At 54.7% G+C, this 22,637-nt stretch carries 20 protein-coding genes; 18 read left to right on the forward strand and 2 right to left on the reverse strand.

The features are described 5' to 3' along the window. The first annotated feature begins 39 nt into the window (after positions 1 to 39). From ACLD3P_RS18225 to ACLD3P_RS18235, 3 genes are all read left to right on the forward strand, one after another. Positions 40 to 534, forward strand: a complete 495-nt coding sequence (locus ACLD3P_RS18225; RefSeq protein ID WP_000426135.1) for a YfbU family protein — start codon at positions 40 to 42, stop codon at positions 532 to 534. Beyond that, entirely contained in the window at positions 527 to 1,204 is a 678-nt protein-coding gene (locus ACLD3P_RS18230) for a sugar phosphatase (protein ID WP_001555201.1), read from the forward strand. The genes ACLD3P_RS18225 and ACLD3P_RS18230 overlap by 8 nt, the downstream gene beginning before the upstream one ends. A gap of 76 nt (positions 1,205 to 1,280) precedes the next feature. After that, positions 1,281 to 3,107, forward strand: a complete 1,827-nt coding sequence (locus ACLD3P_RS18235; RefSeq protein ID WP_001012857.1) for an SLC13 family permease — start codon at positions 1,281 to 1,283, stop codon at positions 3,105 to 3,107. Between the two features lie 91 nt (positions 3,108 to 3,198). Here the strand turns inward: ACLD3P_RS18235 and yfbR are convergent, their stop codons facing one another. Together yfbR and alaA are read right to left on the reverse strand one after the other, a co-directional pair. Further along, positions 3,199 to 3,798, reverse strand: coding sequence for a 5'-deoxynucleotidase (gene yfbR, locus ACLD3P_RS18240; RefSeq protein ID WP_000813882.1), 600 nt, complete (start codon positions 3,796 to 3,798; stop codon positions 3,199 to 3,201). A gap of 93 nt (positions 3,799 to 3,891) precedes the next feature. Next, positions 3,892 to 5,106 (reverse strand): alanine transaminase AlaA, encoded by a 1,215-nt coding sequence (gene alaA / locus ACLD3P_RS18245; protein WP_000074540.1) that lies wholly within the window; start codon positions 5,104 to 5,106, stop codon positions 3,892 to 3,894. Between the two features lie 932 nt (positions 5,107 to 6,038). Between alaA and lrhA the strand changes: the two genes are divergently transcribed. The 15 genes from lrhA (at position 6,039) to nuoN (ending at position 22,511) form a co-directional block, all read left to right on the forward strand. Further along, the gene (lrhA, locus tag ACLD3P_RS18250; RefSeq protein ID WP_000606288.1) at positions 6,039 to 6,977 is read left to right on the forward strand and encodes a transcriptional regulator LrhA; all 939 of its coding nucleotides are present in this window, start codon (positions 6,039 to 6,041) and stop codon (positions 6,975 to 6,977) included. Positions 6,978 to 7,056: 79 nt separating this feature from the next. Then, positions 7,057 to 7,209 carry a hypothetical protein gene (locus tag ACLD3P_RS18255; RefSeq protein WP_001121022.1) on the forward strand — a complete coding sequence of 51 codons (153 nt, stop codon included), beginning with the start codon at positions 7,057 to 7,059 and terminating at the stop codon, positions 7,207 to 7,209. A gap of 394 nt (positions 7,210 to 7,603) precedes the next feature. Further along, positions 7,604 to 8,047 carry an NADH-quinone oxidoreductase subunit NuoA gene (gene nuoA, locus ACLD3P_RS18260; protein ID WP_000062993.1) on the forward strand — a complete coding sequence of 148 codons (444 nt, stop codon included), beginning with the start codon at positions 7,604 to 7,606 and terminating at the stop codon, positions 8,045 to 8,047. Positions 8,048 to 8,062: 15 nt separating this feature from the next. Next, a complete protein-coding gene (gene nuoB / locus ACLD3P_RS18265) occupies positions 8,063 to 8,725 on the forward strand; it encodes an NADH-quinone oxidoreductase subunit NuoB (RefSeq protein WP_000386728.1) in 663 nt (220 codons plus the stop codon). A gap of 86 nt (positions 8,726 to 8,811) precedes the next feature. Continuing rightward, positions 8,812 to 10,614 (forward strand): NADH-quinone oxidoreductase subunit C/D, encoded by a 1,803-nt coding sequence (nuoC, locus tag ACLD3P_RS18270; protein ID WP_000247855.1) that lies wholly within the window; start codon positions 8,812 to 8,814, stop codon positions 10,612 to 10,614. Between the two features lie 2 nt (positions 10,615 to 10,616). Next, positions 10,617 to 11,117, forward strand: coding sequence for an NADH-quinone oxidoreductase subunit NuoE (gene nuoE, locus ACLD3P_RS18275; protein WP_000545038.1), 501 nt, complete (start codon positions 10,617 to 10,619; stop codon positions 11,115 to 11,117). Further along, the gene (gene nuoF / locus ACLD3P_RS18280; protein ID WP_000800048.1) at positions 11,114 to 12,451 is read left to right on the forward strand and encodes an NADH-quinone oxidoreductase subunit NuoF; all 1,338 of its coding nucleotides are present in this window, start codon (positions 11,114 to 11,116) and stop codon (positions 12,449 to 12,451) included. The genes nuoE and nuoF overlap by 4 nt, the downstream gene beginning before the upstream one ends. Before the next feature lie 30 nt (positions 12,452 to 12,481). Next, on the forward strand, positions 12,482 to 15,208 hold the full coding sequence (gene nuoG / locus ACLD3P_RS18285; RefSeq protein ID WP_001518099.1) for an NADH-quinone oxidoreductase subunit NuoG: 2,727 nt from the start codon (positions 12,482 to 12,484) through the stop codon (positions 15,206 to 15,208). Then, positions 15,205 to 16,182, forward strand: a complete 978-nt coding sequence (gene nuoH, locus ACLD3P_RS18290) for an NADH-quinone oxidoreductase subunit NuoH (protein WP_000118515.1) — start codon at positions 15,205 to 15,207, stop codon at positions 16,180 to 16,182. Before nuoG ends, nuoH begins: the two co-directional genes overlap by 4 nt. 14 nt (positions 16,183 to 16,196) lie before the next feature. Continuing rightward, entirely contained in the window at positions 16,197 to 16,739 is a 543-nt protein-coding gene (nuoI, locus tag ACLD3P_RS18295) for an NADH-quinone oxidoreductase subunit NuoI (RefSeq protein ID WP_000172747.1), read from the forward strand. Positions 16,740 to 16,749: 10 nt separating this feature from the next. Beyond that, the gene (gene nuoJ, locus ACLD3P_RS18300) at positions 16,750 to 17,304 is read left to right on the forward strand and encodes an NADH-quinone oxidoreductase subunit J (protein ID WP_411006555.1); all 555 of its coding nucleotides are present in this window, start codon (positions 16,750 to 16,752) and stop codon (positions 17,302 to 17,304) included. Next, positions 17,301 to 17,603 carry an NADH-quinone oxidoreductase subunit NuoK gene (nuoK, locus tag ACLD3P_RS18305; RefSeq protein ID WP_000612687.1) on the forward strand — a complete coding sequence of 101 codons (303 nt, stop codon included), beginning with the start codon at positions 17,301 to 17,303 and terminating at the stop codon, positions 17,601 to 17,603. Before nuoJ ends, nuoK begins: the two co-directional genes overlap by 4 nt. Then, positions 17,600 to 19,441, forward strand: coding sequence for an NADH-quinone oxidoreductase subunit L (gene nuoL, locus ACLD3P_RS18310; RefSeq protein ID WP_001056582.1), 1,842 nt, complete (start codon positions 17,600 to 17,602; stop codon positions 19,439 to 19,441). Before nuoK ends, nuoL begins: the two co-directional genes overlap by 4 nt. 76 nt (positions 19,442 to 19,517) lie before the next feature. Beyond that, on the forward strand, positions 19,518 to 21,047 hold the full coding sequence (gene nuoM, locus ACLD3P_RS18315) for an NADH-quinone oxidoreductase subunit M (RefSeq protein WP_000926428.1): 1,530 nt from the start codon (positions 19,518 to 19,520) through the stop codon (positions 21,045 to 21,047). A 6-nt stretch (positions 21,048 to 21,053) separates the two neighbouring features. Beyond that, a complete protein-coding gene (nuoN, locus tag ACLD3P_RS18320) occupies positions 21,054 to 22,511 on the forward strand; it encodes an NADH-quinone oxidoreductase subunit NuoN (protein WP_000156669.1) in 1,458 nt (485 codons plus the stop codon). Positions 22,512 to 22,637 lie beyond the last annotated feature (126 nt).

Raw genomic sequence — 22,637 nt, forward strand, 5'->3', positions numbered from 1 at the left:
TCTTTTTTTCATCGCTATAGCGTGATACAGGAGTTCAAAATGGAAATGACCAACGCGCAACGTCTGATTTTGTCTAACCAGTACAAAATGATGACGATGCTCGATCCCACCAACGCCGAGCGTTACCGTCGCTTACAAACAATTATTGAACGCGGCTACGGCCTGCAGATGCGCGAGCTGGATCGCGAGTTTGGCGAGCTGACGGAAGAGACCTGTCGTACCATCATCGATATTATGGAGATGTACCATGCGCTGCACGTCTCCTGGACCAACCTCAAAGATACGCAAGCCATCGACGAACGTCGCGTCACCTTCCTGGGGTTTGACGCTGCGACGGAAGCGCGTTACCTCGGCTATGTCCGTTTTATGGTGAATATAGAAGGACGCTACACTCACTTTGACGCCGGGACGCACGGCTTTAATGCCCAGACGCCGATGTGGGAAAAATACCAGCGGATGTTGAATGTCTGGCATGCCTGCCCGCGTCAGTACCACCTGAGCGCGAATGAAATCAATCAAATCATTAATGCCTGAGGAGGCTCGCGTGCAGTGTAAAGGTTTTCTGTTTGATCTGGATGGAACGTTGGTTGACTCATTACCTGCCGTCGAACGCGCGTGGTGTAGCTGGGCCGATCGTTTTAACCTTGCTCATGATGAGGTGCTGGGCTTTATTCATGGCAAACAGGCGATCACCTCGTTGCGGCATTTTATGGCGGGTAAATCGGAGGCGGAAATTGCCGCTGAGTTTACGCGCCTGGAGCAAATAGAAGCCACTGAAACCGCAGGGATCACCGCGTTGCCGGGGGCAGTCGATTTACTCAATCACCTGAATAAAGCGGGCATTCCGTGGGCTATCGTCACTTCCGGTTCAATGCCGGTCGCGCGTGCGCGCCATCAGGTCGCGGGCCTTCCAGCGCCAGAGGTGTTTGTCACCGCCGAACGAGTCAAACGCGGCAAACCGGAGCCGGATGCGTATTTGCTGGGCGCACAACTGCTTGGCCTGGCCCCTCAGGAGTGCGTCGTAGTAGAAGATGCCCCGGCTGGCGTGCTGTCCGGGCTGGCTGCGGGCTGCCACGTCATTGCGGTCAATGCGCCGGCCGACACGCCGCGTCTGGCGGATGTTGATTTTGCGTTGGATAGCCTGACGCAATTATCGGTCGCTAAACAACCAAACGGCGATGTGGTGGTGTTAAGAAAGACCTGATCATGATATCGCCCCGCTTTGGCGGGGCATATTTATGGCAGAATCGCGTTATCTTCTCATCTGACAAGGATATGTTGTGAACGGTGAATTGATTTGGGTTCTCTCTTTACTGGCGATTGCCGTCGTGTTGTTTGCGACGGGCAAAGTACGTATGGATGCGGTGGCTTTATTCGTCATTGTTGCTTTTGTCCTTAGCGGTACCTTGACCCTTCCGGAAGCCTTCTCCGGCTTTAGCGATCCGAATGTCATTCTTATCGCCGCCTTATTTATTATTGGCGACGGCCTCGTGCGCACCGGCGTTGCGACGGTGGTCGGTACCTGGCTGGTTAAAATGGCGGGCAGCAGTGAAATCAAAATGCTGGTTTTACTGATGATCACCGTCGCCGGACTTGGCGCTTTCATGAGTTCAACCGGCGTGGTGGCGATTTTTATCCCCGTTGTTCTTAGCGTTTCTATGCATATGCAGACCTCGCCTTCGCGCCTGATGATGCCGCTGAGTTTTGCCGGGCTTATCAGCGGAATGATGACGCTGGTGGCGACGCCGCCGAACCTGGTGGTTAACAGTGAACTGCTGCGTGAAGGCCTGCACGGGTTCAACTTTTTTAGCGTGACGCCGCTGGGGATAGTGGTGTTGGCGCTCGGCATTGTTTATATGCTGGTGATGCGCTTCATGCTAAAAGGCGATGCGCCCGGACAACAGGCCGGTAAGCGTCGCACTTTCCGCGATCTTATCCGCGAGTACCGTCTGACGGGGCGCGCTCGGCGTCTGGCGATTCGCCCCGGTTCGCCGATGGTGGGACAGCGGCTGGACGACCTTAAACTGCGCGAACGTTACGGCGCCAATGTCATCGGCGTTGAACGCTGGCGGCGCTTTCGGCGGGTTATCGTCAATGTGAACGGCGTATCGGAGTTTCGCGCTCGCGACGTTCTGCTGATTGATATGTCGGCGGCGGAGGTTGACCTCAGAGAGTTCTGCGCCGAGCAACTGCTGGAACCGATGGTATTGCGTGGAGAATATTTTTCCGATCAGGCGTTGGATGTTGGCATGGCGGAAATTTCGCTTATTCCGGAGTCTGAACTGATAGGCAAGTCGGTGCGTGAAATCGCCTTCCGTACACGTTACGGGCTGAATGTGGTCGGCCTGAAACGCGACGGCGTCGCGCTGGAAGGATCGCTGGCCGATGAACCGTTATTGATGGGCGATATCATTCTGGTTGTGGGGAACTGGAAGTTAATCAGCCTGCTGGGGCAAAAAGGCCGCGACTTTGTGGTGCTGAATATGCCGGTCGAGGTCAGCGAAGCCTCTCCTGCGCACAGCCAGGCGCCGCACGCCATTTTCTGCCTGGTACTGATGGTGGCGCTGATGTTGACCGATGAAATTCCCAACCCGATCGCGGCGATTATCGCCTGCCTGCTGATGGGTAAATTTCGCTGTATTGATGCTGAAAGCGCGTATAAAGCGATCCACTGGCCGAGTATTATCTTGATTGTGGGTATGATGCCATTTGCGCAGGCGTTGCAAAAAACCGGCGGCGTCTCTCTGGTCGTGCAAGGGTTAATGAATATCGGCGGCGGCTATGGGCCGTATATGATGCTGGGATGCCTGTTCGTGCTGTGTGCCGTCATAGGACTGTTCATTTCTAACACGGCAACGGCGGTGCTGATGGCGCCGATTGCGCTGGCGGCGGCGAAATCGATGGGGGTGTCGCCCTATCCGTTTGCGATGGCGGTGGCGATGGCGGCATCCGCCGCCTTTATGACGCCGGTTTCATCGCCGGTCAATACTCTGGTTCTGGGGCCGGGAAACTATAGCTTTAGCGATTTTGTGAAGCTTGGCGTGCCGTTCACGCTTATTGTGATGGCGGTTTGTATTGTGATGATTCCGATGTTGTTTCCGTTTTAACCCCAGGCTGGAAAAGGCCTGATGGCGCTGCGCTTATCAGGCCTACGGGAAGAACGGTAGGCCGGATAAGGCGTTAGCCGCCATCCGGCAACTAAAGCGGTGAATCCTGGCTTATCTCGTCAAGAGAGAGATGGAAACTTGGTACGAACACCGCCATAAAATAGTCCATCTCCTGGCTGCGACGTAATTCCAGCGTTTTTTCCAGCCGCGTTTTTGCCAGTCCAAACTCATTGTTTCCCGCCGATAGCTCCTCCAGGCATTTCAGGTAGGCGCAAAGCGCATCGGCCTGTTTTACGATTGCCTGTTCTTCTTCGCTCCAGGCATTCTCATCAATAAGCGGTGCGAAAATATCGCGTAATTCATCCGGCGCCATATCAACCAGCTTTTGCTGGGCGATTTTTTCGATCGCTTTATATTCCTGGGCTATCTGGGAATTAAAATATTTTACCGGCGTCGGCAGATCGCCGGTCAGTACTTCCGAGGCATCATGATACATCGCCAGAAGCGCGATGCGTTCAGCATTGAGCTGACCGCCAAATTTACGGTTTTTTATCGCCGCCAACGCATGGGCGACCATCGCCACCTGCAGACTATGTTCGGAGACGTTTTCCGTACGCACGTTACGCATCAGCGGCCAGCGGTTAATCAACTTCATGCGGGAGAGATGGGCGAAAAAATGGCTCTGCTTCATAGATTACCTTTTGTTTTCACTGCGGCAGACTTCATTGTGCGGGGAGGGGGATGAAGATGCAATTCAGGCTACCGAAGTAGCCTGAATTTAAGATTATTGATGGTAACCGGAGAGGAAACGCCCAAAGCGGTTGATGGCCATCTCCAGGTCATCTTCACGCGGTAGCGTCACAATGCGGAAGTGATCCGGCCACGGCCAGTTAAAGGCGGTACCTTGCACCAGCAGCACCTTTTCCTGTAGCAGGAAGTCCAGCACCATCTTCTGGTCGTCGTGAATATTAAAACGTTTAGCGTCGATCCTGGGGAACATGTACAACGCGCCGCGCGGTTTTACGCAGGAAACGCCGGGAATATCGTTAATCAACTCCCAGGCTCGGTTACGCTGTTCATACAGTCGACCGCCCGGCAGAATAAATTCGCTAATGCTTTGATAGCCGCCGAGCGCGGTCTGAATAGCATGTTGCGCCGGGACGTTGGCGCACAGGCGCATTGAGGCTAACATCTCCAGCCCTTCAATATAGCCTTTCGCATGTTTTTTCGGCCCGTTCAGCACCATCCAGCCCTGGCGGAAGCCGGCGACGCGATAGGTTTTAGACAAACCATTAAAGGTGATGGTCAGCAGATCAGGCGCCAGTGCGGCGATAGAGTGATGCTCGGCATCGTCATAGAGAATCTTGTCATAAATTTCATCGGCGAAGATGATGAGATTATGCTCGCGCGCAATGTTGACAATTTCCATCAACAATTCTTTAGAATAGACGGCGCCAGTAGGGTTGTTTGGATTAATAATGACAATACCACGCGTACGTGGGGTGATTTTGGCGCGGATATCGTCAAGGTCCGGGAACCAGTCGGAAGATTCATCGCAAAGATAATGTACCGCCTTGCCGCTGGAGAGCGATACCGCCGCTGTCCATAACGGATAATCGGGCGCGGGAACCAGCATTTCATCGCCACTGTTAAGCAACGCCTGCATCGCCTGAACGATCAGCTCGGAAACGCCGTTACCGATATAGATATCTTCCACGGTTACATCGCGCATTCCACGGGCCTGATAATGCTGCATAATCGCTTTACGGGCGGAATAAAGCCCTTTCGAGTCGCAATATCCTTGCGCCGTCGGCAAATTACGAATGACATCGACCAGAATTTCGTCCGGCGCTTCGAATCCGAAGGGGGCGGGGTTGCCGATATTCAGTTTAAGAACTTTATTACCTTCTTCCTCAAGGCGTTTCGCTTCTTTCAGAACGGGGCCACGAATGTCATAACAGACATTTTCGAGTTTGCTGGATTTTTCAATGGGGGACATGAATCTTGACCTTTTAGCTGTTATTGCCACTCCCTGCCGTGGAAGTCAGCACGAAACAATGTACTCCCACGACGGTGAGTTTTGAAGAGTGAACAGAAGAAGATTTTGTTTATTTTTAACGCGCTTTCGTGCTGTTTAAAACTTCATAAAATCATTTGGTTAGATGCATTTTCTATTTTTGTCTGTATGTGTAGTGTTTTATTCTATATGATTGCGCGTAATGTGGTTTTTTATGTTGTCAGAAATTATCTGTTTTATGAGAGATAAGCATTCATCATTAGTGTCGCGCTGGCTATTTCGGAAATACTGAGTATTAAAGGTAAAATGAGAAGGTTAGACCTTTCCGGCGGCGGGGGGTGTGAAACTATTGTTAAGTATAATTAATGAATGGTAGAAATCTTAATTAATTATTATTTAATATTTAAAAAGCATTTACTAAAGTCGTAATAATATCTTTCTGGTCCGATTAGTATAACATATCCAAGGTTAAGATTATTCGTAATAATACTTATAAATATAGCGGTTTTAGGTTAAGATAATGATCCGAAACGGGGGCGTAGTCTGCGTTGTCTGCTAATTATCATGACGCGATTTTATACATAACCTATTGTTCAATATATTGTTTTTGTATCTGTGCGTCTCGGTAAACTATTTGACGCTTGTTACAAGATTTACACGTCCATCATTAGCAGAAATCTGTAGACGCCTAAAGGTATGACACATTCTCTTTGATATATCCCAATCAGTTGCATTTGGTATTATATCAGTAAGTAAGAGAAGTGTTTTGGTCGTATTTTCAATTACATTCTAACATTTACCTGGGTAACCAGGCGGTACTGCGAAGGATGCACATTACAAATGGAATTGCTTGTTTCTGAATGCACAGCATTAACCAGGTCAGCCCGATATGACCCGCCAGTAAGTGAAAAATTATGATAAATGCAAATCGTCCGATAATTAACCTCGATCTCGATCTGCTGAGAACGTTCGTGGCCGTTGCCGATCTGAACACCTTCGCCGCGGCGGCGGCGGCGGTATGTCGTACTCAGTCTGCGGTCAGTCAGCAAATGCAGCGTCTTGAGCAACTCGTGGGAAAGGAATTGTTCGCCCGCCATGGTCGTAACAAACTTTTGACCGAACACGGTATCCAGCTTCTGGGGTACGCCAGAAAAATCCTGCGTTTTAATGATGAGGCGTGTTCATCATTAATGTTCAGTAATCTTCAGGGAGTGTTAACAATCGGCGCTTCTGATGAATCAGCTGATACTATCCTGCCTTTTTTGCTTAGCCGAATCAGCTCGGTTTATCCGAAACTCGCGCTTGATGTACGGGTAAAACGCAACGCCTATATGGTGGACATGGTTAAATCGCAGGAAGTAGATTTGGTGGTGACGACTAACCAACCTCATTCGCTGGACTGTCTGAATTTGCGGACCTCGCCCACCCATTGGTATTGTGCGGCTGAGTATGTTTTGCAAAGGGGAGAGCCCGTACCATTAGTCCTGCTGGACGATCCCAGCCCATTCCGCGATATGGTGCTGGAGACGCTAAATGCAGCGGGTATTCCCTGGCGGCTGGCCTATGTGGCGTCTACATTACCGGCGGTACGCGCGGCCGTTAAAGCCGGTCTTGGCGTAACGGCTCGACCTGTCGAAATGATGAGTCCCGACCTTCGCGTGCTGGGCGCGGCAGACGGATTACCGCCTTTGCCGGATACGGAATATCTGTTGTGCCGCGATCCCAATAGCCAGAACGAGCTGGCGATGGTGATTTTCCATGCGATGGAAAGCTATCAAAACCCATGGCATTACAACCAGTTTTCTGCAGAGGGCGGAGATGATCCGCTGATGGTGGAAGGGGGTTTTGAGTAGCTCGCAGGCAAAAGGCGCTAAGTCGTAAATGTAAAAAAGAGCCGCTGGCGATGAAAAAACGCTCAGTGGCTCTTTTTTTGTGCCCATCTGTACGCGCTTAACCGCACAAATTGTAAAAGTTGCGGTAAATCAGCCAGTAGCGATTCGCAGTTCAATGTGGGTAAAAAATAACCAGAACATCCATTTTATGAATTTGCATGTTAAAAAACTAGAGAAATTGTTGCTGTTTTAGGGGGTGAATTAACAAAAGCGTGTCACAGATCAAGAAAATACTCCCATTTAGGGGGAGGCATCTTCACAAATTCCTGTCAAAATAGGTGTGTGTTATTTCTTTTGCTTCACAACGGACACGATTCAACAACATAAAATCCCCCCTGGTCGAAGAGTCATTTTCTCCAGGATGGCACTTAATGTTAATGATGATGAATTGATGTAAATTAATGTGAAGGAACTTTTGTTAAAGTTGACAAAAGGTTATAGAAAGGAGTAAAAAACCACATCAATTAGCTGTTTTTATCATTTTCTACAGTAATTGTAGGGTTTTTTTTATTCCTCCCCATGAATCGATGTGGCGCCCATCTGCCGTAAAGAGCAGAGAAACTGGCGCTACTTTTGATGAGTAAGCAATGAGTATGTCAACATCCACTGAAGTCATCGCTCATCACTGGGCATTCGCTATCTTTCTTATCGTTGCCATTGGCCTGTGCTGCCTGATGCTGGTAGGCGGTTGGTTTTTGGGCGGTCGCGCACGCGCGAGGCACAAGAACGTTCCGTTTGAATCAGGTATCGACTCGGTCGGCACCGCCCGCTTACGCTTGTCTGCCAAGTTTTACCTGGTAGCCATGTTCTTCGTTATCTTCGACGTTGAAGCGCTGTATCTGTTCGCATGGTCGACTTCTATCCGCGAAAGCGGCTGGGTTGGCTTTGTGGAAGCTGCAATTTTTATTTTTGTGTTACTGGCTGGTCTGGTTTATCTGGCGCGTATTGGCGCGTTGGACTGGACGCCCGCGCGTTCACGCCGCGAGCGTATGAACCCGGAAACGAACAGTATCGCTAATCGTCAACGCTAACCGCGAGGCATTAAGATGGATTATACGCTCACCCGCATAGATCCTAACGGTGAGAATGACCGTTACCCCCTGCAAAAACAGGAGATCGTAACTGACCCCCTGGAGCAGGAAGTTAACAAAAACGTGTTCATGGGCAAACTGCATGACATGGTTAACTGGGGCCGTAAAAACTCAATTTGGCCCTACAACTTCGGCCTTTCTTGCTGCTATGTAGAGATGGTGACCTCTTTTACCGCAGTGCATGACGTCGCCCGTTTCGGCGCGGAAGTGCTGCGTGCGTCGCCACGTCAGGCTGACCTGATGGTGGTGGCCGGTACCTGCTTTACCAAAATGGCCCCGGTTATTCAGCGTCTGTATGACCAAATGCTGGAGCCAAAATGGGTCATTTCTATGGGCGCCTGCGCCAACTCCGGCGGCATGTACGATATTTATTCGGTAGTGCAGGGCGTTGATAAGTTTATCCCGGTGGATGTGTATATCCCTGGCTGTCCGCCGCGTCCGGAAGCGTATATGCAGGCGTTGATGCTGCTGCAAGAATCGATTGGCAAAGAGCGCCGTCCGCTCTCATGGGTGGTGGGCGATCAGGGCGTGTATCGCGCCAATATGCAGCCAGAACGCGAACGTAAACGCGGCGAGCGTATTGCCGTCACGAACCTGCGTACCCCGGACGAGATTTAATTTGCGCCTGTCGGCAGCAGCACTTCACTTCGCTAACCACTATTTTAATAGCGCGAAGCACTGCCGACCACCACGGACCATTTGCAATGGTGAACAATATGACCGACTTAACCGCGCAAGACGCTGCATGGAGTACCCGCGATCATCTTGATGATCCGGTTATCGGCGAACTGCGCAACCGTTTTGGGCCGGATGCCTTTACCGTTCAGGCGACCCGCACCGGTATCCCCGTTGTTTGGGTCAAGCGTGAACAACTACTGGAGGTTGGCGATTTCTTAAAGAAACTGCCGAAACCTTACGTCATGCTGTTTGACTTACACGGCATGGATGAACGCCTGCGTACGCACCGTGACGGGTTACCCGCCGCGGATTTTTCCGTTTTCTACCACCTGATTTCCATTGAGCGTAATCGCGATATCATGCTCAAGGTGGCGTTGTCTGAAAACGACCTGCGCGTGCCGACCTTCACTAAACTTTTCCCTAACGCCAACTGGTACGAGCGTGAGACCTGGGAGATGTTTGGCATTGATATCGAAGGCCACCCGCACCTGACGCGCATCATGATGCCGCAAACCTGGGAAGGCCATCCGCTGCGTAAAGATTATCCGGCGCGCGCGACCGAATTCGACCCGTTTGAGCTGACCAAAGCTAAGCAGGATCTGGAGATGGAAGCGCTGACCTTTAAGCCGGAAGACTGGGGGATGAAGCGCGGGACTGACAACGAGGACTTTATGTTCCTCAACCTCGGCCCGAACCACCCGTCCGCGCACGGTGCGTTTCGTATTATCCTGCAACTTGACGGTGAAGAAATCGTCGACTGCGTGCCGGATATCGGTTATCACCACCGCGGCGCCGAAAAAATGGGCGAGCGCCAGTCCTGGCATAGCTACATTCCCTATACCGACCGTATCGAATATCTCGGTGGTTGCGTCAATGAAATGCCGTACGTGCTGGCGGTAGAAAAGTTGGCAGGGATCACCGTCCCGGATCGTGTGAACGTCATCCGCGTGATGCTCTCCGAACTGTTCCGCATTAACAGTCATCTGCTGTACATCTCGACCTTTATTCAGGACGTCGGCGCGATGACGCCGGTCTTCTTTGCCTTTACCGACCGGCAGAAAATTTATGACCTGGTGGAAGCCATTACCGGTTTCCGTATGCACCCGGCCTGGTTCCGTATCGGCGGCGTCGCGCACGACTTGCCGCGCGGTTGGGATCGCCTGCTGCGAGAGTTCCTTGAGTGGATGCCGAAGCGTCTGGATTCTTACGAGAAAGCCGCGCTGCGTAACACCATTTTGAAAGGGCGTTCGCAGGGCGTTGCCGCTTACGGCGCGAAAGAGGCGCTGGAGTGGGGCACCACCGGCGCAGGGCTGCGCGCGACCGGGATCGACTTCGACGTGCGTAAATGGCGTCCATACTCTGGCTACGAAAACTTTGACTTTGAAGTGCCGGTGGGCGGCGGCGTTTCCGACTGCTATACCCGCGTGATGCTGAAAGTGGAAGAGCTGCGCCAGAGTCTGCGCATTCTTCAGCAGTGCCTCGATAACATGCCGGAAGGCCCGTTCAAAGCGGATCACCCGCTGACCACGCCGCCGCCGAAAGAGCGCACGCTGCAACATATCGAAACCCTGATCACCCACTTCCTGCAGGTCTCCTGGGGCCCGGTGATGCCGGCGCAGGAGTCCTTCCAGATGGTGGAAGCGACGAAGGGGATTAACAGTTACTACCTGACCAGCGACGGCAGCACTATGAGCTACCGTACCCGCGTGCGCACGCCGAGCTTTGCGCACCTGCAGCAGATTCCCTCGGCGATCCGCGGTAGCCTGGTTTCCGACCTGATTGTCTATCTGGGTAGTATCGATTTTGTTATGTCAGATGTGGACCGCTAATTATGCACGAGAATCAACAACCACAAACCGAGGCTTTTGAGCTGAGTGCGGCAGAGCGTGAAGCGATAGAGCACGAGAAGCACCACTACGAAGACCCGCGTGCGGCGTCCATTGAAGCGCTGAAAATCGTTCAGAAGCAGCGTGGCTGGGTGCCGGACGGCGCGATCTACGCTATTGCCGATGTGCTGGGTATTCCGGCGAGCGACGTCGAAGGCGTCGCCACATTCTACAGCCAGATCTTCCGTCAGCCGGTCGGTCGCCACGTGATTCGCTACTGCGACAGCGTGGTGTGCCATATCACCGGCTATCAGGGGATTCAGGCCGCGCTGGAAAAAAATCTCAACATCAAACCGGGGCAGACGACCTTTGATGGTCGCTTTACGCTGCTGCCGACCTGCTGCCTGGGGAATTGCGATAAAGGGCCGAACATGATGATTGATGAGGATACTCACAGCCATCTGACCCCGGAAGCCATTCCTGAACTACTGGAGCGGTATAAATGAAAAACGTTATCCGTACTCCCGAAACCCACCCGCTGACCTGGCGTCTGCGCGATGACAAACAGCCGGTCTGGCTGGATGAATATCGTAGCAAAAACGGCTACGAAGGCGCGCGTAAGGCGCTGACCGGCCTGTCTCCGGATGAAATCGTCAGCCAGGTAAAAGACGCCGGTCTGAAAGGGCGCGGCGGCGCGGGCTTTTCCACCGGTCTGAAGTGGAGCCTGATGCCGAAAGATGAATCCATGAACATCCGTTACCTGCTGTGTAACGCCGATGAAATGGAGCCGGGCACCTATAAAGACCGTCTGCTGATGGAACAGCTGCCGCACCTGCTGGTGGAAGGTATGCTGATCTCCGCGTTCGCGCTGAAAGCGTATCGTGGTTACATCTTCCTGCGCGGCGAATATATCGAAGCGGCTGTACATCTGCGCCGTGCGATTGCTGAAGCAACCGAGGCCGGGCTGCTTGGCAAAAATATCATGGGCACCGGGTTCGACTTTGAACTGTTTGTCCACACCGGGGCAGGGCGTTACATCTGTGGTGAAGAAACGGCGCTGATTAACTCCCTCGAAGGCCGCCGCGCGAACCCACGCTCCAAGCCGCCCTTCCCTGCGACCTCCGGCGTATGGGGCAAACCGACCTGTGTGAATAACGTCGAAACGTTGTGCAACGTCCCGGCAATCCTCGCCAACGGCGTGGAGTGGTACCAGAACATTTCGAAAAGCAAAGATGCGGGTACCAAGCTGATGGGCTTCTCAGGCCGCGTGAAGAATCCGGGCCTGTGGGAATTACCGTTCGGCACCACCGCGCGCGAGATCCTCGAAGACTACGCGGGCGGTATGCGCGATGGCCTGAAATTCAAAGCCTGGCAACCGGGCGGGGCGGGAACCGACTTCCTGACCGAGGCGCATCTTGACCTGCCGATGGAGTTCGAAAGCATCGGTAAAGCAGGCAGCCGTCTGGGCACCGCGCTGGCGATGGCGGTAGACCACGAAATCGGCATGGTGTCGCTGGTGCGTAACCTGGAAGAGTTCTTTGCCCGCGAATCCTGCGGCTGGTGTACGCCATGCCGCGACGGGTTGCCGTGGAGCGTGAAAATTCTGCGCGCGCTGGAGCGTGGCGAAGGCCAGCCGGGGGATATCGAGACACTTGAGCAACTGTGTCGTTTCCTCGGACCGGGTAAAACCTTCTGCGCGCATGCGCCGGGCGCGGTTGAGCCACTGCAAAGCGCAATTAAGTATTTCCGCGAAGAATTCGAAGCTGGCATCAAGCAGCCGTTCAGCAATACCCATTTAATCAATGGTATTCAGCCGAACCTGCTCAAAGAGCGCTGGTGAGTTAACGATTTTTAATTTGGAAGCATGCTAATGGCTACGATTCATGTAGACGGCAAAGAATATGAGGTCAACGGCGCGGACAACCTGCTACAGGCATGTCTGTCCCTCGGCCTTGATATTCCGTATTTTTGCTGGCACCCGGCGCTGGGAAGCGTCGGTGCTTGCCGCCAGTGTGCGGTGAAGCAATACCAAAACGCGGAAGATACGCGTGGTCGCCTGGTGATGTCCTGTATGACGCCAGCCACCGACGGTACCTTTATCTCTATTGACGACGAAGAAGCGAAACAGTTCCGTGAAAGCGTGGTGGAGTGGCTGATGACTAACCACCCGCACGACTGTCCGGTCTGTGAAGAGGGCGGTAACTGCCATCTTCAGGATATGACCGTGATGACGGGGCACAGTTTCCGTCGCTACCGTTTCACCAAACGTACCCACCGCAACCAGGATCTGGGGCCGTTCATCTCGCACGAAATGAACCGCTGCATCGCCTGCTACCGTTGTGTGCGTTACTACAAAGATTATGCCGACGGCACCGATCTGGGCGTCTATGGCGCGCATGACAACGTCTACTTCGGGCGTCCGGAAGATGGTACGCTGGAAAGCGAATTCTCCGGTAACCTGGTCGAGATTTGCCCGACCGGCGTCTTCACCGATAAAACGCACTCCGAGCGTTACAACCGTAAATGGGACATGCAGTTTGCGCCGAGCATCTGCCAGCAGTGTTCCATCGGCTGTAACATCAGCCCGGGCGAGCGCTATGGCGAATTACGCCGTATCGAAAACCGTTACAACGGTACCGTTAACCACTACTTCCTCTGCGACCGCGGTCGTTTCGGCTATGGCTATGTGAACCTGAAAGACCGTCCGCGTCAGCCGGTTCAGCGCCGTGGCGACGACTTTATTACTCTCAACGCCGAGCAGGCGATGCAGGGCGCGGCGGATATTCTGCGCCAGTCGAAGAAAGTGATCGGTATCGGTTCGCCACGCGCCAGCATTGAGAGCAACTTTGCGCTGCGTGAGCTGGTTGGTGCGGAAAACTTCTACACCGGTATCGCGCGCGGCGAGCAGGAACGTCTGCAACTGGCGCTGAAAGTGCTGCGTGAAGGCGGAATTTACACCCCGGCGCTGCGGGAGATCGAATCTTATGACGCGGTACTGGTCTTGGGTGAGGATGTCACTCAGACCGGCGCGCGCGTTGCGCTGGCGGTACGCCAGGCGGTGAAAGGTAAAGCGCGTGAAATGGCGGCGGCGCAGAAAGTGGCCGACTGGCAGATTGCGGCCATCCTTAACATCGGCCAGCGTGCCAAACATCCGCTGTTCGTGACCAACGTGGACGACACCCGTCTGGATGATATCGCCGCCTGGACCTATCGCGCGCCGGTGGAAGATCAGGCGCGCCTGGGCTTTGCGATTGCCCATGCGCTGGACAATACAGCGCCTGCGGTTGACGGTATCGACAGCGACTTGCAAAACAAAATTGATGTCATTGTGCAGGCGTTGGCCGGCGCGAAAAAACCGCTGATTATCTCCGGCACTAACGCCGGTAGCAGTGAGGTGATTCAGGCGGCCGCCAACGTGGCGAAAGCGCTGAAAGGCCGTGGCGCCGACGTCGGTATTACTATGATTGCTCGCTCCGTGAACAGCATGGGGCTGGGAATGATGGGCGGCGGTTCGCTTGACGATGCGTTGGGCGAGCTGGAAACCGGCAGCGCGGACGCGGTGGTGGTGCTGGAAAACGATCTCCACCGTCATGCAAGCGCTACGCGCGTGAACGCCGCGCTCGCCAAAGCGCCGCTGGTGATGGTGGTTGACCATCAGCGCACGGCGATTATGGAAAACGCGCATCTGGTGCTTTCCGCGGCAAGCTTCGCCGAAAGCGATGGTACGGTCATCAACAACGAAGGCCGCGCGCAGCGCTTCTTCCAGGTTTATGATCCGGCCTACTACGATAACAAGACGATTATGCTGGAAAGCTGGCGCTGGCTGCATTCGCTGCACAGCACCGTCGAAAACCGCGAAGTGGACTGGACTCAGCTTGACCACGTGATCGACGCGGTCATTGCCGCCATGCCGCAATTTGCCGGCATTAAAGACGCCGCGCCGGATGCGACCTTCCGCATTCGTGGGCAGAAGCTGGCGCGCGAACCGCATCGTTACAGCGGTCGTACGGCGATGCGCGCCAATATCAGCGTGCATGAACCACGTCAGCCGCAGGATAAAGACACCATGTTCGCCTTCTCAATGGAAGGGAATAACCAACCGACTGCCCCGCGATCTGAAATTCCGTTCGCCTGGGCGCCGGGCTGGAACTCCCCGCAGGCGTGGAACAAATTCCAGGATGAAGTGGGCGGCAAACTGCGTCACGGCGATCCGGGCGTGCGTTTGATTGAAGCGACTGAGGGCGGTCTGGATTATTTCACTACCGTGCCGGCAAGCTTCCAGGCGCAGGACGGTCAGTGGCGTATTGCGCCGTATTACCACCTGTTTGGCAGCGACGAATTGTCTCAGCGTTCTCCGGTCTTCCAGAGCCGTATGCCGCAGCCGTATATCAAACTTAACCCGGCGGATGCCGCGAAGTTGGGCGTCAATGCCGGGACGCGCGTCTCCTTTAGCTACGATGGCAATACGGTGACGCTGCCGGTTGAAATCTCTGAAGGGTTAGCGGCAGGGCAGGTAGGGCTGCCGATGGGTATGCCTGGCATCGCGCCGGTTCTGGCTGGCGCGCGTCTTGAAGATCTGCGGGAGGCGCAACAATGAGTTGGATTACACCGGATCTGATTGAGATCCTGCTGAGCATTCTCAAAGCGGTGGTGATTCTGCTGGTGGTCGTCACCTGCGGGGCCTTCATGAGCTTTGGCGAACGTCGTCTGCTGGGTCTGTTCCAGAACCGTTATGGACCAAACCGCGTTGGCTGGGGCGGCTCGCTCCAGCTGGTCGCGGATATGATCAAGATGTTCTTTAAAGAAGACTGGATCCCGAAATTCTCGGATCGCGTCATCTTTACCCTGGCGCCGATGATCGCGTTTACTTCGCTGCTGCTCTCCTTCGCCATTGTGCCGGTTAGCCCTAATTGGGTGGTGGCCGATTTAAACATCGGGATTTTGTTCTTCCTGATGATGGCCGGTCTGGCGGTTTACGCGGTACTGTTCGCCGGGTGGTCGAGTAACAACAAATACTCGCTGCTCGGCGCGATGCGCGCGTCTGCCCAGACGGTGAGCTACGAAGTGTTTCTTGGTCTTTCCCTGATGGGCGTGGTGGCGCAGGCCGGTTCATTTAATATGACCGATATCGTCAATAACCAGGCGCATCTGTGGAACGTGATTCCGCAATTCTTTGGGTTTGTTACTTTCGCCATCGCGGGCGTAGCGGTCTGTCACCGTCACCCGTTTGACCAGCCGGAAGCCGAGCAGGAACTGGCGGACGGTTACCACATCGAATATTCCGGGATGAAATTCGGTTTGTTCTTCGTGGGGGAGTACATCGGCATCGTCACCGTTTCCGCGCTGATGGTAACGTTGTTCTTCGGTGGCTGGCATGGCCCGTTCTTACCGCCATTCGTCTGGTTCGCGCTGAAAACCGCGTTCTTCATGATGATGTTCATTTTGATTCGTGCGTCGTTACCGCGTCCGCGTTATGACCAGGTAATGTCCTTCGGCTGGAAAGTTTGCCTGCCGCTGACGCTCATCAACTTGCTGGTAACGGCGGCTGTCATTCTGTGGCAGGCGCAATAAGGGACACAAAGACCATGACCTTAAAAGAATTATTAGTAGGTTTCGGCACTCAGGTACGTAGTATCTGGATGATCGGCCTGCATGCGTTCGCCAAACGCGAAACGCGGATGTATCCGGAAGAGCCGGTCTATTTACCGCCCCGTTACCGTGGTCGTATCGTGCTCACGCGCGACCCGGACGGTGAAGAGCGCTGCGTTGCCTGTAACCTGTGCGCGGTAGCCTGTCCGGTAGGCTGTATCTCTCTGCAAAAAGCGGAGACCAAAGATGGCCGCTGGTATCCGGAATTTTTCCGCATTAACTTCTCACGCTGCATCTTCTGCGGCCTGTGCGAAGAAGCGTGCCCGACCACGGCGATTCAGTTGACCCCGGACTTCGAACTGGGCGAATACAAACGTCAGGATCTGGTGTACGAAAAAGAGGATCTGCTGATTTCCGGTCCGGGCAAATACCCGGAATATAACTTCTACCGGATGGCGGGTATGGCAATCGACGGCAAAGATAAAGGCGAAGCAGAGAACGAAGCCAAGCCTATCGACGTCAAGAGCCTGTTACCGTAAGGAGAGGGCAATGGAATTCGCTTTTTATATCTGTGGCCTGATAGCCATCCTCGCGACCCTGCGAGTGATCACCCATACCAATCCGGTACACGCGCTGTTGTATCTGGTGATATCGCTACTGGCGATTTCCGGGGTGTTCTTTTCGCTGGGCGCTTATTTTGCCGGTGCGCTGGAAATTATCGTCTACGCAGGCGCCATCATGGTGCTGTTTGTGTTCGTGGTGATGATGCTCAACCTCGGCGGCAGCGAAATCGAACAGGAACGCCAGTGGCTGAAGCCGCAGGTGTGGATTGGTCCGGCGGTTTTGTCTGCCATTATGCTGGCGGTCATTGTGTACGCCATTCTGGGCGTTAACGACCAGGGCATCGACGGCACGCCGATTAGCGCGAAAGCGGTGGGCATTACGCTGTTCGGGCCTTATGTTCTGGCGGTCGAACTGGCGTCTATGCTGCTGCTGGCAGGCCTGGTGGTGGCGTTCCACGTCGGTCGTGAAGAGCGTGTGGGCGAAGTGCTAAGCAACCGCGCCGATGACCGCGCGAAAAGAAAAACGGAGGAGCGCGCATGATCCCCTTAACACATGGACTGATCCTCGCTGCGATTTTATTCGTCCTGGGTTTAACCGGTCTGGTTATCCGCCGCAATCTGCTGTTTATGCTGATCGGGCTGGAAATCATGATTAACGCCTCCGCGCTGGCCTTTGTGGTCGCCGGGAGCTACTGGGGCCAGACCGATGGTCAGGTGATGTACATTCTCGCCATCAGCCTTGCGGCTGCGGAAGCGAGTATTGGACTTGCGCTGTTGCTGCAACTCCATCGCCGTCGCCAGAACCTGAACATCGATTCAGTAAGTGAGATGCGTGGATGAACATGCTTGCCTTAACCATTATTCTGCCATTGATTGGCTTTGTACTGCTGGCGTTCTCTCGCGGACGCTGGTCGGAAAATCTCTCCGCGACCATTGGCGTGGGCTCCGTTGGTCTGGCGGCGTTGGTGACAGCGTTTGTCGGGATGGATTTCTTCGCCAACGGCAAACAGGCGTTCAGCCAGCCGCTGTGGACGTGGATGTCGGTCGGTAACTTCAACATCGGTTTTAACCTGGTGCTGGACGGCCTGTCGCTGACCATGCTTTCTGTGGTCACCGGCGTCGGCTTCTTGATCCACATGTTCGCGTCCTGGTACATGCGTGGAGAAGAGGGCTACTCCCGCTTCTTCGCTTATACCAACCTGTTTATCGCCAGCATGGTTGTTCTGGTGCTGTCCGATAACCTGCTGTTGATGTACCTCGGCTGGGAAGGCGTGGGCCTGTGCTCTTATCTGTTGATCGGCTTCTATTACAGCGATCCGAAGAATGGCGCGGCGGCAATGAAAGCCTTCGTGGTGACCCGTGTCGGTGACGTATTCCTCGCCTTCGCGCTGTTCATCCTCTACAACGAACTGGGCACGCTGAACTTCCGCGAAATGGTCGAGCTGGCGCCAGCGCACTTTGCTGACGGCAACAACATGCTGATGTGGGCGACGCTGATGCTGCTGGGCGGCGCGGTCGGTAAATCTGCGCAGCTTCCGTTGCAGACCTGGCTTGCCGACGCGATGGCCGGCCCGACGCCGGTCTCCGCGCTGATCCACGCCGCTACCATGGTGACCGCCGGTGTCTACCTGATCGCTCGTACCCATGGTTTGTTCCTGATGACCCCGGAGATTCTGCATCTGGTGGGCATTATCGGGGCGATTACGCTGGTCATGGCAGGTTTCGCCGCGCTGGTGCAGACCGACATCAAACGCGTGCTGGCCTATTCCACCATGAGCCAGATTGGCTACATGTTCCTGGCGCTCGGCGTACAGGCGTGGGATGCGGCAATTTTCCACCTGATGACGCACGCCTTCTTTAAAGCGCTGCTGTTCCTGGCGTCCGGCTCGGTAATTCTGGCCTGCCATCACGAACAGAACATCTTCAAAATGGGCGGTCTGCGTAAGTCGATTCCACTGGTGTATGCCTGCTTCCTGGTGGGGGGCGCGGCGTTGTCGGCGCTGCCGCTGGTCACTGCGGGCTTCTTCAGTAAAGATGAGATCCTGGCCGGGGCGATGGCGAACGGTCATATCAATCTGATGGTGGCGGGTCTGGTCGGCGCGTTCATGACCTCCCTGTACACCTTCCGGATGATTTTCATCGTATTCCACGGTAAAGAACAAATTCATGCTCATGCAGGGAAGGGGATTACCCACCATCTGCCGCTGATTGTCCTGATGATTCTGTCTACCTTTGTTGGCGCGCTGATTGTGCCGCCATTGCAGGGGGTGCTGCCGCAGACAACTGAACTGGCGCATGGTCGCGTCATGACCCTGGAAATTACCTCTGGCGTAGTGGCGATTGCCGGCATCCTGATTGCCGCATGGCTGTGGCTGGGTAAACGCACGCTGGTGACGTCGATCGCCAACAGCGCGCCGGGCCGTCTGCTGGGGACCTGGTGGTATAACGCCTGGGGCTTTGACTGGCTGTACGACAAAGTATTCGTCAAGCCATTCCTCGGTATCGCCTGGCTGCTGAAGCGCGACCCGCTTAATGCGTTGATGAACATTCCGGCTATCCTTTCCCGTTTTGCAGGCAAAGGCCTGGTACTGAGCGAGAACGGTTATTTGCGCTGGTATGTGGCATCCATGAGCATCGGCGCGGTTGTGGTGCTGGCGCTGCTGATGGTACTGCGTTGATCGTAAAGTGAATTTTATCCAAATTCGTTGAAAATCAGGCCTCTGTCAGAGGCCTTAAAAAGGAATAAAAATCGCCATGTTACTACCCTGGCTAATATTGATTCCCTTTATTGGCGGCTTCCTGTGCTGGCAGACTGAACGCTTTGGCGTGAAGGTGCCGCGCTGGATAGCGCTGATTACCATGGGACTGACGCTGGCGCTCGGTCTGCAATTGTGGTTGCAGGGCGGCTATTCACTGACGCAATCCGCCGGTATTCCACAGTGGCAATCTGAATTTGTCCTGCCGTGGATCCCGCGTTTTGGCATCTCTATCCATCTGGCGCTCGACGGACTGTCGCTGCTAATGGTGGTGCTGACCGGCCTGCTCGGCGTTCTGGCGGTGCTTTGCTCCTGGCGAGAAATCGAAAAATATCAGGGCTTCTTCCACCTGAACCTGATGTGGATCTTGGGCGGCGTTATCGGCGTGTTCCTGGCCATCGACATGTTCCTGTTCTTCTTCTTCTGGGAAATGATGCTGGTGCCGATGTACTTCCTGATAGCGCTGTGGGGCCACAAAGCTTCTGACGGGAAAACGCGTATCACGGCGGCGACCAAGTTCTTCATCTACACCCAGGCGAGTGGTCTGGTGATGTTGATTGCCATCCTGGCGCTGGTCTTTGTGCACTACAACGCGACCGGCGTGTGGACTTTCAACTATGAAGAGCTGCTGAACACGCCGATGTCCCACGGTGTGGAATATCTGCTGATGCTGGGCTTCTTCATCGCCTTCGCGGTGAAAATGCCGGTGGTGCCGCTGCATGGCTGGCTGCCAGATGCGCACTCCCAGGCGCCGACCGCCGGTTCCGTCGACCTGGCCGGTATCTTGCTGAAAACCGCCGCTTACGGTCTGCTGCGTTTCTCCCTGCCATTGTTCCCGAACGCGTCGGCGGAGTTTGCGCCCATCGCCATGTGGCTGGGCGTTATCGGCATTTTCTACGGCGCGTGGATGGCCTTTACCCAATACGACATCAAGCGCCTGATTGCTTATACCTCCGTTTCGCATATGGGCTTCGTGCTGATCGCTATCTACACCGGCAGCCAACTGGCGTACCAGGGCGCGGTGATTCAGATGATTGCGCACGGTTTGTCCGCAGCCGGTCTGTTCATTCTGTGTGGCCAGTTGTACGAACGTCTGCATACGCGTGACATGCGTATGATGGGCGGCCTGTGGGGCAAAATGAAATGGTTGCCTGCGCTGTCCATGTTCTTTGCGGTGGCGACGCTCGGGATGCCGGGCACCGGTAACTTTGTCGGCGAATTTATGATTCTGTTCGGCAGCTACCAGGTGGTGCCGATGATTACCGTGATCTCCACCTTTGGGTTGGTATTCGCCTCTGTATACTCGCTGGCGATGCTGCATCGCGCTTACTTTGGTAAAGCGAAGAGCCAGATTGCCAGCCAGGAACTGCCAGGGATGTCGCTGCGCGAGCTGTTTATCATTCTGTTGCTGGTGGTGCTTCTGGTACTGCTTGGCTTCTATCCGCAGCCGATTCTGGATACCTCGCATTCTGCGATGAGCAACATCCAGCAGTGGTTTGTTAATTCTGTTACTACTACAAGGCCGTAAATCGCCATGACAATAACTCCACAACACCTGATTGCGCTGCTACCGCTGCTGATCGTCGGCTTGACGGTGGTGGTTGTGATGCTCTCCATTGCGTGGCGACGCAATCACTTCCTCAATGCCACGCTGTCGGTCATTGGGCTTAACGCTGCTCTGGTTTCGCTTTGGTTTGTCGGCCAGGCCGGGGCAATGGACGTCACGCCGCTGATGCGCGTTGACGGCTTTGCGATGCTCTACACCGGGCTGGTGCTGCTGGCGAGCCTCGCCACCTGCACCTTTGCCTACCCGTGGCTGGAAGGCTATAACGATAACCAGGAAGAGTTCTACCTGCTGGTGTTAATCGCCAGCCTGGGGGGAATTCTGCTGGCGAATGCCAACCATCTGGCGGCGCTGTTCCTCGGTATTGAACTGATCTCGCTGCCGCTGTTCGGCCTGATTGGTTATGCTTTCCGCCAGAAGCGCTCGCTGGAAGCCAGTATCAAATACACCATCCTCTCCGCCGCCGCCTCGTCTTTCCTGCTGTTCGGGATGGCGCTGGTCTATGCGCAGTCCGGCAACCTGTCTTTCGAAGCGCTCGGTAAGAGCCTCGGCGATGGTATGCTGCACGAGCCGTTGCTGCTGGCGGGCTTTGGCCTGATGATTGTCGGTCTGGGCTTTAAACTCTCTCTGGTGCCGTTCCACCTGTGGACGCCAGACGTATACCAGGGCGCGCCTGCGCCGGTTTCCACCTTCCTGGCGACGGCGAGCAAAATCGCTATCTTCGGCGTGGTGATGCGTCTGTTCCTCTATGCGCCGGTAGGCGACAGCGAAGCGGTACGCGTGGTGCTGGGCATTATCGCCTTTGCCTCTATCATCTTCGGTAACCTGATGGCGCTGAGCCAGACCAACATCAAACGTCTGCTCGGTTACTCTTCTATCTCTCACCTCGGCTATCTGCTGGTGGCGCTGATTGCCCTGCAGAGCGGCGAGATGTCGATGGAAGCGGTTGGCGTTTACCTGGCCGGTTATCTGTTCAGCAGCCTCGGCGCGTTTGGCGTGGTCAGCCTGATGTCCAGCCCGTTCCGCGGCCCGGATGCCGATTCTCTGTACTCTTACCGTGGTCTGTTCTGGCACCGTCCGGTTCTTGCCGCGGTGATGACGGTGATGATGCTGTCGCTGGCAGGTATCCCGATGACGCTGGGCTTTATCGGCAAATTCTACGTGCTGGCGGTCGGCGTTCAGGCCAGTCTGTGGTGGCTGGTCGCCGCCGTGGTGGTGGGTTCCGCGATTGGTTTGTACTACTACCTGCGCGTTGCGGTGAGTCTCTACCTGCACGCGCCGCAGCAACCGGGACGCGACGCGCCGACAAACTGGCAGTACAGCGCGGGTGGGATCGTGGTGCTGATCTCCGCGTTGCTGGTGTTGGTACTGGGCGTCTGGCCGCAGCCGCTGATTAGCCTTGTGCAGTTAGCGACGCCGTTGATGTAAACAATAAGTAAAAACGAAAAACCCGCTTCACGAAGCGGGTTTTTTATTATCTGATGTAATACGTTGAAATAACTATGGATTGTAGGCCGGATAAGGCGCTTGCGCCGCCATCCGGCAGGTAAGGTC

Origin of the sequence: Salmonella sp. 741265073_HBA (genome assembly GCF_046569105.1) — a bacterium.
GTDB classification, from domain to species: domain Bacteria; phylum Pseudomonadota; class Gammaproteobacteria; order Enterobacterales; family Enterobacteriaceae; genus Salmonella; species Salmonella enterica.